Here is a 12,727-nt window from a genome sequence, read left to right on the forward strand (position 1 = left end):
AAAAGATTTAACGTGGAGATTTGGGCAAGAATGGGGCGGCTGTTGGTTCAGTTTGTGCGGATCACCGCCCCAAAAGCGCGCGTAGGGCGAACCCTGGCAAACGCAAAGCCATTTTTTGCATGAGCGGGCCGTACTCGGTTTCCCCCGCGAGCAAGCGAAGATATTCGGTGCGGAGCGTTTTAGAGCGTTGAAAGCTTTTGATAAAAGTCGGCCGCAGGCGCTCGTTGAACATCAATGGCCGCAGTCTGTTCGCGTGCCGCAGCCCTGAATGAATGGGGGCGAGCGACTTTTGATACAGCCCGAGGGCTTGATCAGGTCTACCCAATTTTAACGATTCAGTCGCCGCGAGTGCTGCCAACTCTCCGCTATGCAGCGCATGAGCGATGCCTTCCCCGGTGATGGGATCGACAAGTCCCGCCGCATCTCCTGCCAACAGAACCTGGTCCTTGCCCGGCTGCACGCGGAAATCACCAAACGGCAAGAACTGTCCTTTGACGGTTAGATCATCCGGCACGTTTAATTTGGCCAGATAGGCGGACATGTGCGCTTTCATGTCGGCATTTTTAGCAAGCACGCCGCCGACGCCGATCGTGGTCCCGTCATGTTTCGGAAACTGCCAGCCATAGCCCCAGTCGGCGGCCCCAAAATCAATCCGCAGCGCTCGGCTTGGATCGCGGGTCGGCAGCTCTACTTCCAGTGCGAACCCGATCTGATCGCGAGCAAAAGCCTGACCGAACAAGAGCTTGGCGGTCGGGCTATTCACGCCATCGGCGGCGATGATCAAGGGGGCGCGCAAAATCATGCCGTCAGTTGCAACGCTTTTCTCAGTCGGCTCGACCGTCGCCGGGCTGCCCGTGAAATCGACGGCCCCGCTTGCCAACGCGGCTTCAACCAACGCGGCATCCAAGTCGCGCCGCATGGCGAGATGCAGGGCGGGGGCGTCTGTGTTGGTGCCCAGATCCTGCCCAAAGGCGTGAAAAGAAATCTCGGTACGCTTTTCCAACGGGATTGGTGGTAGCGTCTGCGAGAAAATTCTACGGTAATGCGTGATGGCACGGCCAGTTAGGCCGCCGCCGCATAACTTATTGCGTGGAAATGACTTTTTATCGCACAGCGCAACGCGTAAACCGCTTTTTGCCGCAGTGAAAGCAGCCGAAGCGCCGGCTGGCCCGGCGCCTACGACGATAAGGTCAAAGCGCTGCTCGGCGCGATTTCGTGTTGTCACAGAACGGTAACTTTGGTGCCGATGGGAACGCGCTTGTAAAGGTCGATCACGTGCTCATTGATCATGCGGATGCAGCCGTTCGACACCGACTGTCCGATGGACCGCGGGGACGTCGTGCCGTGAATCCGGAAATAGGTGTCACGGCCATTCTGGAACAGATACAGCGCCCGCGCACCCAATGGGTTGCCGGGTCCGCCGGGTTGAACGTAGTCGTTGTCCTTGAACTTGCCGTAGGTTTCAGGGGAACGCTCGATCATTTCATTGGTTGGTCGCCACGTCGGCCATTCCTTCTTGACGTCAATCGTCGCCGTTCCGGTAAATTCCAAACCTGCCTTGCCGACGCCGACGCCGTAGCGCATCGCTTGTCCCGGCGCTTCGACGAAATACAAGAAGTGCGCGCGCGGCAGAATCAAGATTTGCCCAGGTTCCAGATCGCTTTTGATGCTGACCTGCTGCGGCCGAAAAATCGGGTCCACCTCAAAGGCGGCGGCAGGGAGGGCGGCGGTTGCTGCCGCAGCAGCAATTAGGGAACGACGGGTGATCATGGCAGCACTCTTTCTAGAAATCGGCGGCAGGCGTTCTGCCTGTTTCGAACATTTTGCGTAAAGGGTAGGGAAAATCAATCCCGTGATCGGAACTCGCCTTGTCACGATGGTGTGTTACCAACATATATTGATCCTGATATGTAAAAGGGAAGCATCATGGCCGGAGTGAAACTTGTTTGTCTTGAGTGTGCTCAGACGAATCGCGTGCCCAAGGACCGCCTGAATGATGCCGCCAAATGTGGCACTTGCGGCGCACCCTTGGTGTCAGGCAAGCCGGTTGAGGTCGATCTAGCAACGTTGTCGAAGGCCGCGCGCGTCGACGAGGTTCCCTTGATCGTAGATTTCTGGGCGCCGTGGTGTGGGCCGTGTCGCATGATGGGCCCCGAGTTCGGAAAAGCAGCTGCGCGGCTAAAGGGCAGCGCACGTTTGGTGAAGCTAAACACCCAAGACTTTCCCGATGCGGGGCAGCGGTATGGCATTCGGGGCATCCCGACCCTGATTGGATTTTCAGGCGGTCGAGAAAGGAAACGTCAGTCTGGCGCAATGCCCGCAGCCCAAATTGAGGCCTTTGCCGCGCAGGTTGGTAAGTAGGTTTACTCCTTAGGAACATTCGCATTTCGGCCAGCAAGAACGACGCTGATCAAATAGGCGGCCTGCGGGGTCAGACCCGCCATGATGGCGGCGGCGGCATCCGGTTTCATTCTGCCTAGGAAGCCGGCGGAAAATTCCGGGTCCATTTCTTCGAACAAAGCGGCGGCTTGCTTGGGCTTCATGTTGGCGTACACGTTGGTGAGGCGGCTTAGGTCATCCTCGGCAGCGGTCTGTGCAATCGCCAACGTGGCTTTGAGATTGGCTTCGGCCTGCTCCAACGCCTCGAGCTTGCGATCAATCTCTTGCTCGGCAAGAGACAATGCCTGCATCCTGACCTCAAGGTCGGATTCGCGCTTTTTGATCCGTGTTTCACGTGCATTGAGCGCTTGGATAAGCGGCAAAATATCGCTGTCGGCCATCATGGGCTGCCCGCCTTCTGCCGCCGGGGCCGCGTGATCTGCTTGTGCCTGATGTTGCTCAGGTTCGGGCGCGGCGTTGGGCGCAGGCTCATTCGCAAAGGCTTCGCCAGCCCCAGTTGCGGCACGAATCGCCGCTGACGCCAGCAAAAGCGCCCCGATTGCGGTCAAAGTCCCCTTGTTTTTGCGCTTGATCGCAGGGCTCGGTTTTTTGGGCCCAATGGGAGCATCCGTTTGAGCCGCTGCGTCTTTTTTCTTACTGAAAATCTTGAATATTTTCATCACGGACCTCAGTTGCGGGGATGGCGTACAAAGACGGTATCGCTGCCTGCCGGGGGCGCAGAATCGCCGGGTAGGTCGTGCATTGAGGCCACAAGCAATTCGAGCCGCCGCGACACATCTTCGGCCCGCTCGGTCAGCTCTCCTAATGACTTGGCGGATTCTCCGGCGGTGTTCTGAGCGTCTGCAAGCGTTTTGGTCAGATCGTCGACCTGAGCCGAAAGCACCGCGACGGCGCCTCCTACCCCGTTTTCAAGATCGGTGAACTTCGTAAGGCGTCTCGACAAAACAAAACAATAGAACCCCGCTCCAAGGGCGCCTGCGACCAGCAGAATGTCGGCAATCAGTTCCATTTAAATCCCCTTCAATTCAATACGAATTCAAGCACCAAGAGGTCGCGGACGCGGCCCTCTCCGGCGACGAGTTTCACGCGGCGAAGCATCTGACCGCGCAGGCGAACAAGCGCGCCAGGTGCTTCAATGTCTCGCGGTTCCAGCGCACGCAGATAGCTGTTAAGCACGTCTTGAACGCGGGGCAGGATGCTCTCCACTTCGCTGGCATATTTCCGAGGCACCTCAAGGCTCGCGCGAAAGCGTAGGTGTCTGGCCTGCGATTTTGGCCCGAGCGAGACCGTCAGCTGCGGTACCTCGACAAAGGAAACGTCTGGCAAAGGCTCGGTTGCAGCATCGGCGGCGGCCTGTTCTTCCGCCTGTGCGTCAGCAGCCTCTTCCTCGGCCGGTGCGGCACCGCCCCCCAACATGCCCGATTGGACAGCGAAAAAACCGCCACCGCCACCGGCGAGCGCAAGCACGACGCCGATAATAAGTGGCAATTTAGACGGTTTCTTTTCTTCGACCTCCTGGTCATCGGCGGTTGCGTCAGACATGTAAAACCTCTTTTCAGCCTCGAGGCCGTTATAGATGCAAAGGGGCTAACTTATTGTTAAGTCGAATAGGTCAATCTGAGCTCAGCCGAACAGAACGTTTGGAGCGGAGGTCGATCTTGCAATCACTCATTAACAGTTGGAGTTCTTTGGGCGCGCGTCAGCGTCTTGTCGTGATCGGGGCCACGCTGGCCATGATATTTGCGGTTTTGGGGCTGTCACGTCTTGCCACCGCGCCGAATCTCGCACTTTTGTACGCGGGCCTAGAAAACGGCGCGGCTGGGGAAGTCGTGTCCGCATTGGAGGCGCGCAATGTCCAGTTTGAGGTGCGCGGAGGGGCGATTTTTGTTCCCGAATCAGAGCGGGACGCTCTTCGCCTGACTTTGGCGAGCGAAGGGCTGCCAGCCAATGGCGGTCAAGGATACGAGTTGCTGGATGGCCTATCTGGTTTCGGTACGACGTCCCAGATGTTCGACGCCGCGTATTGGCGTGCAAAGGAAGGGGAGTTGGCGCGGACAATCGTGTCGAATCCCCAGATTTCGGCAGCGCGCGTGCATATCGCCAATAGCAGTGCGAATCCCTTCCAGAGGGACGTGACGCCGACGGCATCGATTTCCGTGACCACAACGGGTGGTGTTTTAAATGCGCAGCAGGCACGCGCTTTAAAGTTCCTTGTCGCATCGGCCGTTCCGGGCCTCGTGCCTGAAAGCGTCGCCGTCATCGATGGCAAGGGTGGCTTGATCGGCGCGGAAGCCGAAAATGGCGGTGGCGCGACCGCCGACGATAAGGCCGCCCAACTGCGTGATAGAGTTCAGCGTCTCATGGAAGCGCGGGTGGGCATCGGCAACGCAGTGGTCGAGGTCAGTGTCGATACGATCACCGAAAGCGAGCTGATCCGCGAACGCAGCTTTGATCCTGAGGGGCGCGTGGTCATTTCCACCGATACCGAAGAATTGACGGATCGTGCGGAAAACTCCGGGGGCGGGGATGTGACCGTGGCCTCGAACCTGCCGGCAGGCGGTGGCGGCGGGCCGGATACATCGTCCTCTCAAAAAGCGGAAACCCGCGAGCGCGTGAATTACGAAGTCTCTGAAACGATGCGTGAAATTACGCGTTCTCCTGGGGCGATTCGTCGTCTCACCGTGGCTGTCCTCGTGAACGGCACTTACGACGTGGCGGAGGATGGGGCGCAAACCTTCATTCCCTTGCCCGAGGATCAACTTCAAGCTCTGCGAGATCTCGTCTCGTCCGCGGTTGGATTCGACGAGGGACGTGGGGACGAGATCACCATTCGCTCGCTGCCCTTTGAGCGCCCTGAAGGTTTGGGAACCGGGCCAATCGAACCCAGCCTCTTTGCCGGTCCCATCGACACGATGCGTTTGATCCAAATGGGAGTTCTTGCGGTGGTCGCTCTGATTTTGGGTCTATTTGTGGTGCGCCCTGTCCTATCGCGTGGAGACGATGCGCAACCTGCCGGTGCCCTGCCCGCCCCTGGCGGCGAGATGGGCGCGGCGCTGGATGGCGAGATAGAGCCAGCAGGCGGCTTTGGCGACCTTCCGATGATGGGCGACGGTCCCGATTTCAGCGGTATGGGCATGGTGGATTTTGACTCGCCCCCTGAAGAGGACCCCGTCGACCGTCTAAGAAGCCTGATCGAAGAACGTAAAACCGAGACGGTCGAAATCCTTCGTAGTTGGTTGGAAGAAGACAAGGAGGAAGCAAGTTGAGCGCACTTCGGCAACTTTTAGAGGACTTCAGCGCCGCCGCCCCAAGTGCGGGCGCCCAAGAGGCGGGTGGGGTCAACGAAGCCGAGCTTGAGGGCCATAAGCTTGAAGCCTTCGAAAATGGATATCGTGCCGGATGGGATGACGCTGTCAAAGCCCAGTCGGAGGATAAAGCGCGCATATCCAGCGGACTGTCGCAACACTTGCAGGATCTCTCCTTCACATACCACGAGGCCTACAGCCAAGTGATGAATGGCATGACGCCTTTGCTGAACGAGATTGTGAACGCGCTACTGCCAGCCTTGGCGCGCGAGACGCTAGGTCAGCATATCGCTGAGCATCTCAAGGAAATGGCGCAGCAGATTGGGTCCATGGACGTCTACATTGCCGTTTCGCCTCAGAATATGGACGCGGTATCGCCGCTTCTTGAACAGGATTTTGGGTTTCCGATCCAAGTTGTCGCCGACGATACCCTCGCCGAAGAACAGGCGGACATCCGGTTCGGGGAAACGGAAAAGCAAGTCGATTTGGGCGATCTTATCGCCTCGGTAACCGAAGCCGTTGCAGGGTTCGCCCATGACAATCGGAGGAAGATAGCAAATGGATAGCACTCAAACCGCGATGCGCAGCGAAAGCGGCACGCCTTTCACGTCTGTCCCGATTGAAATTACCGTATCTGTCGGTCGGGCGCGTCCGCTTGTGCGGGAGCTGCTTCAACTGGCCGAAGGATCGGTCCTAAGCTTGGATAAACAGTTGGACGATCCGGTAGAGCTATATGTTGGTGAAAAGCTCATTGGCATTGGTGTTCTGGAGGTCGTCGAAGGGGATGGTCAAGGGCAGCTTGCCGTGCGTTTGACCGAAGTGGTCGATCTTCAATCGCCGTCTTGATTATGCGTTTCTCGCCACTTGCATTGCTCATTCTTTCGGCTTCGTTCCTTGCGCCGGGCGGGGCCGAGGCGCAATCCGTCGCCATTGACTTGGGCGAAGGCGGGTCGATTACGGCGACGTCGATCCAGCTTATTGCGCTGATCACCTTGCTGAGCCTCGCGCCGGGCATTGCGATCATGGTGACCTGTTTCCCTTTCATGGTGACCGTTTTTGGCATTCTGCGCCAAGCGGTTGGCCTGCAACAGTCGCCGCCGAATATGCTGATCGTCAGCCTTGCTTTGTTCTTAACCTACTTCGTAATGGAGCCGGTTTTTACCGAAAGTTGGGAAACAGGTCTGCAGCCGCTGTTGAATGAAGAGATTGAGATCGAAGATGCGGCCGTGCAGGCCATCGCGCCTTTCCGGGTGTTCATGGCCGGGCGCGCGGACCCTGACACCTATCGCGCCATGGCGGATCTTCGTCCGGATGCTGCCAACACCTCGCTCGCGCCCGAGGCGCCTTTGTCGGTCTTGATCCCGACATTCATGCTGTCCGAAGTGGCCCGCGCATTTCAGGTCGGCTTTCTTATCTTCCTGCCGTTCCTGATCATCGATCTCGTCGTTGCAGCGGTTTTGATGTCGATGGGGATGATGATGGTGCCGCCCGCGATCGTATCCTTGCCATTCAAACTGGCGTTTTTCGTAATCGCGGACGGGTGGTCTTTGCTGGCTGGCAGCCTTGTTCGTGGGTATTTTTAATCAAATTAGACTAAAAACACCCGTAACTTAGCATTTAGCCGAGCACTTCGGCGACGGCCTGCGCCGTTTTGCCGACAACTTCGTCAGCCTCTTCGCGGGTCAGACAGAAGGGCGGCGCGAACCCGAGAATGTCGCCTTGCGGCATCGCGCGTGCGATCACCCCCCGTTCCAAAAGTGCGGCGGCGATCCGCGGGCCGACCTTGTCTGTCGCATCAAAGAAGGCGCGCTCTTCGCGGCCTTTTACGAATTCGACCGCGCAGAGCATCCCTTCACCGCGCACTTCGCCCACATGGACGTGCGCGCCAAGCGCATCTCGCATCGCTGCATTCAGATAGCCACCTACTTCGCCGGCTTGCTGCACCAGGTTCAACTCGTCGATCAGCTTGAGGTTTGCAACGCCCGCCGCGGCTCCAATGGGGTGCGCCGAATACGTCCAGCCGTGGCCAATCGGGCCGTTTTCGTCGGTGCCTTGCTCCAGCACTTTCCACATTTTCTCGGACACGATCGAGCCGGACAAAGGCGCGTATGCAGAGGTCAAGCCTTTGGCAATGGTGATCAAATCCGGCTTTAGCCCATAGTGTTCAGACCCAAACATGCTGCCAAGACGGCCAAACCCGGTGACGACTTCGTCGGCGACCAAGAGGATGTCGTGCTTGTTCAAAACGGCTTGGATCGCAGCCCAGTAGCCGCCGGGCGGGGGCACGATGCCGCCGGTGCCCAAGACCGGCTCGCCGATGAACGCCGCAATCGTGTCGGCGCCTTCACGTTCGATCAGAGCCTCAAGCTCGGCCACGCAATGCGCAACAAAAGCGCCTTCGTCCATATCCAGCGACGGGCGGCGATAATAATAGGGCGCTGCGGTGTGGATCACCTGCGCCAGCGGCAAATCGAACTTTTTGTGGAACAGCTCAAGCCCGGTCAGCGAGCCGGTCATCAGCCCAGAGCCGTGATACCCCCGCCAGCGGGAAATGATCTTTTTCTTTTCGGGGCGACCTAGGATGTTGTTGTAATACCAGATCAATTTGACGTTGGTTTCATTCGCATCAGACCCGGAGAGGCCGAAATAGACCTTGGACATGTGGTCCGGCGCGCGATCCAAGACCATTTTGGACAGGGTGATCGACGCCTCGGTGCCATGACCGACGTAGGCGTGGTAGTAGGCCAACTCCTTGGCTTGCTCGGCGATGGCGTCGGCGACGTCCTGACGCCCGTAGCCCACGTTCACGCAATACAGACCCGCGAAAGCATCCAGCAGGCGATTGCCGTCGCGATCTTCGATGTGGCACCCCGAGCCGCCCGTGATCACGCGGTTCGGCACATTGCCGCGCGCGAATTCAGCCAAATGGGTCGACGGGTGGAAAAAATTGTCGCGATCCCACTGATCGAGCTGGTCGTTCTTGAGCATGTCGCCTCCTGGTAAATTGGATTTGCCCAGAGCATAGGCATCCCTGCCCTCTGTTGAAAGGGCGCCAGCGACAGGAAGTTGCATACAACCGACGCTTTGCCGTTAATCTATGCGGGCAATGCGGATCGTCGTCACCTGACGATACGGTGTTTCGGGAGAGCAAAGAATGTTGCCAAATCCCTTTTGATTAACAGCATTGGGAAAGGCTTGGGCCTCGACGCAAAAGCCGGAGAAAAGATTCATTGTCTGACCGGGCCAAGGCGTGCCGTGCGGCGTAAGCATGGTTGATGTGTACAACTGGACGCCGGGCTGGTCGGTCCACATCTCCAACTGCATCCCATTAGGCGCAGTAACCCGCACCTTTGCGTGATCGCCTTCGGCCAGCACAAAGTTCACGTCATAGCCTTGGCGATCGGCGTCGATCTCGGACAAATGCGGCCCTGCGCGAAAGTCAAACCGCGTGCCAGCGACGGGCGCGATTTCTCCGGTTGGGATCAGGTCCGCATCGGTGGGGGTGTAGGCGGGGGCGTCCAGCGTAAAGCGATGATCGCGAATATCGTCGGTGCCGTTGAGGTTGAAATAGACGTGCTGCGCGAGGTTAATTGGCGTCACGCGATCCGGCACCGCGCGCATGTCCCACGTCAGCGCCCCACCGTCCAAGCTGATGCGAACGGTAAAATCCACATTGCCGGGATAGCCGCATTGTCCGTCGGGCGAATGCAGGCGCAGCGTCACGGCGCGCGGGCCTTCGGGCTCCATCTGCCAGATCTGTTTGCCGATCCCCTCGGGGCCGCCGTGCAAGCTATGTTCGCCGGAGTTTTTCGGCAAATGGTAAACGATCCCGTCCAGCGTGAACCGGGCATCCTTGATCCGGTTGGCGACACGGCCGGGGATCATGCCCATCGAGGCAGGGTTTTCGCGATAAACCTCTGGGTCAGAATGCCCAAGCACCACACGCTGCCCGCCAACCGTCCAGTCTTGGATGACGCCGCCGATATTAAGGACAGTGACCTCTGTGTCGCCGTCGCGCAGGGTGTGAGATTGGATCTGGGTCATGGCGTCCTCCGTCCTGATAGCGGTATCAGAACGCAAATGGCGCGCCTAGAGCGCGCCACCTTGTTTCGCATTTTTCCCAAGTTATTCCGCCGCTTCGGCGATGTCTTCTATGGGCGGGCAGGTGCAAATCAGGTTCCGGTCGCCAAAGACGTTGTCCACACGGTTGACCGGCGGCCAATATTTGTCGACGCGGAACGCGCCGGGCGGAAAGCACCCTTGCTCGCGCGTGTAGGGCCGATCCCAATCCTTGACGAGGTCTTCCATTGTATGCGGTGCCATCTTGAGCGGGTTTACCTCGCGGTCCATGTCACCGTTTTCGATGGCGCGGATGTCCTCGCGGATCGCCAGCATGGCATCGCAGAAACGGTCCAGCTCGGCCTTGGTTTCGCTTTCGGTGGGTTCAACCATCAGCGTTCCGGCGACGGGCCAGCTCATGGTTGGGGCGTGAAAACCGCAATCTATCAGACGCTTGGCGATGTCTTCGACGGTCACCCCGGCGGTTTTCTCAAACGGACGGGTGTCAAGGATACACTCATGCGCGACGCGCCCCTCACCGCCGCGATAGAGCACGTCATACGCGCCCTCCAGCCGCTTGGCGATGTAGTTGGCGTTCAGGATCGCCACGCGGGTCGCTTGCGTTAACCCTTCGCCGCCCATCATCAGCACATAGGCCCAAGAGATCGGCAACAACGACGGCGAGCCAAAGGCCGCGGCAGACACTGGCGCTTTGCCGCCGTTCGGATCGCCGGGCAGATGCGGGGCGAGGTGGGCCTTGACGCCGATGGGCCCCATGCCGGGGCCGCCGCCACCGTGCGGAATGCAGAAGGTTTTATGCAAGTTGAGGTGCGAGACATCGCCGCCCAGATCGCCCGGACGCGACAGGCCGACCATGGCGTTCATATTCGCGCCGTCGATGTAGACCTGCCCGCCGTGTTCGTGCGTGATCGCGCAGACCTCTTTCACCGTCTCTTCGAACACGCCGTGGGTCGAGGGGTAGGTGATCATGCAGGCGGCCAACGTATCCGAGTGCTTTTCGGCCTTGGCTCGGAAGTCATCGAGGTCGATGGACCCTTGATCGTCGCATTTCACCGCGACCACTTTCCAGCCGACCATGTGGGCCGAGGCCGGGTTGGTGCCGTGGGCGTTCACCGGGATCAGGCAAACGTTGCGCTGGCCTTCGCCGCGGGCGGCCTGCCAATCGCGGATCGTCAACAGCCCTGCGTATTCGCCCTGCGCGCCGCTGTTCGGCTGCATCGAAAAGGCATCGTACCCGGTAATTTCGCAAAGCTTTTCAGACAGATCGGTGATCATCTCATGATAGCCCTGCGCCTGATCCTTGGGCGCGTAGGGGTGCAGCATCCCGAACTCGTCCCAGGTGATCGGCATCATCTCTGCGGCCGCGTTCAGCTTCATCGTGCACGACCCCAGTGGGATCATCGCGCGGTCCAGTGCCAGGTCGCGGTCGGCCAGACGGCGCATGTAGCGCATCATCTCGGTCTCGGCGCGGTTCATGTGGAACACCTCGTGTTCGAGGTAGCCAGAGGTGCGGATCAGCGCCTCGGGCAGGCGATAGTCGGCGTCCAGATCGTCGTCCTTGCGCAGCAGGCCAAAGGCTTTCCACACCGCTTCGATGGTCGCGGGGCGGGTGCGTTCGTCCAGCGTGATGCCCACCTTGGTCTTGCCAACGCGGCGCAGGTTGATGCCCTCGCGCACGGCGGCTTGCAACACGCCGCGTTGCAGCAGGCCCACGTCGACGGTGATCGTGTCAAAGAACGCCTCAGGCTCGACCTTGAAGCCCGCCGCCTCAAGCCCCTTCGCCAGACGGGCGGTCTTGCGGTGGATGCGCTGGGCGATGGCGCGCAGGCCCTTTGGCCCGTGGAACACCGCGTAAAACCCGGCCATCACCGCCAGCAAAGCCTGCGCGGTGCAGACGTTGGAGGTCGCCTTTTCGCGGCGGATGTGCTGTTCGCGGGTTTGCAGCGCGAGGCGGTAAGCCTTGTTCCCGTGGCTGTCGATCGAGATGCCGACAATCCGCCCCGGCATGGCGCGTTTGAAATCGTCGCGGCACGCCATATAGGCCGCGTGCGGGCCGCCGTAGCCCACAGGCACGCCAAACCGTTGCGTGCTGCCGACGGCGATATCGGCGCCCATCGCGCCCGGTTCCTTGAGCAAACACAAAGACATAGGATCGGCGGCGACAATCCCCACGGCCTTGGCTTCGTGCAGCGCGGCCATCTCGGCCGTGAAATCGCGCACATGCCCATACGTGCCGGGATACTGGAAAATCGCGCCAAAGACAGCACCAGCGTCAAGCGTTTCCGGCGCACCAACGATGATCTCAATCCCCAAAGGCTCGGCCCGCGTCTTCATCACCGCGATGTTCTGCGGGTGGCAGTTTTCATCAACGAAAAAGGCGGTGGCTTTGGATTTCGCCACCCGCTGCGCCATGGTCATCGCCTCGGCGCAGGCGGTGCTTTCGTCCAGCAGCGAGGCGTTGGCGATTTCCAGCCCGGTCAGGTCGCTGACCATGGTCTGAAAGTTCAAAAGTGCCTCAAGACGGCCCTGCGAAATCTCGGGCTGATAGGGCGTGTAGGCCGTGTACCACGCTGGATTCTCAAGGATATTCCGCTGGATCGCCGGGGGCGTGACGGTGCCGTGATAGCCTTGACCGATCAGCGACACGAGCACCTTGTTCTTGTCCGCGACTTTGCGCATCCGGTGCAGCATCTCGCGCTCTGACAGCGGTTTGCCAAAGTCCAAGGGGCGCTCTTGGCGGATACTTTCGGGGACGGTTTGCGCGATCAGCGTGTCCAGATCGGCGACGCCGAGCGTGTCAAACATCTGCGCCATTTCCTCGGGCGAGGGGCCGATGTGGCGACGGTTGGCAAAGTCATAGGGCAAGTAGTCGATCGGATCGTAGGTCACGGGTGCACCTTTTCAGATCAAGTGGAAGGGCGGCCCACGCATCGCAGGCCACC

General features: G+C 59.4%; 13 protein-coding genes. 5 read left to right on the forward strand and 8 right to left on the reverse strand.

Features of this window, described 5'->3' with window-relative positions; genetic code table 11:
• Positions 1-61: 61 nt before the first annotated feature.
• Positions 62-1,225 (reverse strand): geranylgeranyl reductase family protein, encoded by a 1,164-nt coding sequence (locus B9A11_RS17845; protein WP_058247811.1) that lies wholly within the window; start codon positions 1,223-1,225, stop codon positions 62-64.
• The gene (locus B9A11_RS17850; RefSeq protein ID WP_058247810.1) at positions 1,222-1,770 is read right to left on the reverse strand and encodes a L,D-transpeptidase; all 549 of its coding nucleotides are present in this window, start codon (positions 1,768-1,770) and stop codon (positions 1,222-1,224) included. The genes B9A11_RS17845 and B9A11_RS17850 overlap by 4 nt, the downstream gene beginning before the upstream one ends.
• A gap of 156 nt (positions 1,771-1,926) precedes the next feature.
• Between B9A11_RS17850 and trxC the strand changes: the two genes are divergently transcribed.
• Positions 1,927-2,361 carry a thioredoxin TrxC gene (gene trxC / locus B9A11_RS17855; RefSeq protein WP_058247809.1) on the forward strand — a complete coding sequence of 145 codons (435 nt, stop codon included), beginning with the start codon at positions 1,927-1,929 and terminating at the stop codon, positions 2,359-2,361.
• A 2-nt stretch (positions 2,362-2,363) separates the two neighbouring features.
• Here the strand turns inward: trxC and B9A11_RS17860 are convergent, their stop codons facing one another.
• The 3 genes from B9A11_RS17860 to B9A11_RS17870 are packed head-to-tail and all read right to left on the reverse strand — an operon-like array spanning position 2,364 to position 3,942.
• Positions 2,364-3,059, reverse strand: coding sequence for a MotE family protein (locus B9A11_RS17860; RefSeq protein WP_234988893.1), 696 nt, complete (start codon positions 3,057-3,059; stop codon positions 2,364-2,366).
• Positions 3,060-3,067: 8 nt separating this feature from the next.
• Complete coding sequence (locus tag B9A11_RS17865; RefSeq protein ID WP_058247808.1) at positions 3,068-3,409, reverse strand: hypothetical protein; 342 nt, start codon at positions 3,407-3,409, stop codon at positions 3,068-3,070.
• An 11-nt stretch (positions 3,410-3,420) separates the two neighbouring features.
• Complete coding sequence (locus tag B9A11_RS17870) at positions 3,421-3,942, reverse strand: flagellar basal body-associated FliL family protein (RefSeq protein WP_058247807.1); 522 nt, start codon at positions 3,940-3,942, stop codon at positions 3,421-3,423.
• A gap of 116 nt (positions 3,943-4,058) precedes the next feature.
• Between B9A11_RS17870 and fliF the strand changes: the two genes are divergently transcribed.
• The 4 genes from fliF to fliP are packed head-to-tail and all read left to right on the forward strand — an operon-like array spanning position 4,059 to position 7,288.
• The gene (gene fliF, locus B9A11_RS17875) at positions 4,059-5,666 is read left to right on the forward strand and encodes a flagellar basal-body MS-ring/collar protein FliF (protein ID WP_058247879.1); all 1,608 of its coding nucleotides are present in this window, start codon (positions 4,059-4,061) and stop codon (positions 5,664-5,666) included.
• Positions 5,663-6,271 (forward strand): FliH/SctL family protein, encoded by a 609-nt coding sequence (locus B9A11_RS17880; protein ID WP_058247806.1) that lies wholly within the window; start codon positions 5,663-5,665, stop codon positions 6,269-6,271. The genes fliF and B9A11_RS17880 overlap by 4 nt, the downstream gene beginning before the upstream one ends.
• Positions 6,264-6,551: a FliM/FliN family flagellar motor switch protein gene (locus tag B9A11_RS17885; protein ID WP_058247805.1), complete on the forward strand. Its 288-nt coding sequence runs from the start codon at positions 6,264-6,266 to the stop codon at positions 6,549-6,551. The genes B9A11_RS17880 and B9A11_RS17885 overlap by 8 nt, the downstream gene beginning before the upstream one ends.
• A gap of 2 nt (positions 6,552-6,553) precedes the next feature.
• Positions 6,554-7,288 (forward strand): flagellar type III secretion system pore protein FliP, encoded by a 735-nt coding sequence (fliP, locus tag B9A11_RS17890; protein ID WP_058247804.1) that lies wholly within the window; start codon positions 6,554-6,556, stop codon positions 7,286-7,288.
• 34 nt (positions 7,289-7,322) lie between these two features.
• On the opposite strand, the gene B9A11_RS17895 is transcribed toward fliP, so the two are convergent.
• The 3 genes from B9A11_RS17895 to gcvP form a co-directional block, all read right to left on the reverse strand.
• The gene (locus B9A11_RS17895) at positions 7,323-8,693 is read right to left on the reverse strand and encodes an aspartate aminotransferase family protein (protein WP_058247803.1); all 1,371 of its coding nucleotides are present in this window, start codon (positions 8,691-8,693) and stop codon (positions 7,323-7,325) included.
• 102 nt (positions 8,694-8,795) lie between these two features.
• Positions 8,796-9,749 carry an aldose epimerase family protein gene (locus B9A11_RS17900; protein ID WP_058247802.1) on the reverse strand — a complete coding sequence of 318 codons (954 nt, stop codon included), beginning with the start codon at positions 9,747-9,749 and terminating at the stop codon, positions 8,796-8,798.
• An 81-nt stretch (positions 9,750-9,830) separates the two neighbouring features.
• Positions 9,831-12,674 carry an aminomethyl-transferring glycine dehydrogenase gene (gene gcvP, locus B9A11_RS17905; RefSeq protein ID WP_058247801.1) on the reverse strand — a complete coding sequence of 948 codons (2,844 nt, stop codon included), beginning with the start codon at positions 12,672-12,674 and terminating at the stop codon, positions 9,831-9,833.
• Positions 12,675-12,727: the final 53 nt, after the last annotated feature.

This window comes from Tropicibacter naphthalenivorans (assembly GCF_900176475.1).
Taxonomy (GTDB): domain Bacteria; phylum Pseudomonadota; class Alphaproteobacteria; order Rhodobacterales; family Rhodobacteraceae; genus Tropicibacter; species Tropicibacter naphthalenivorans.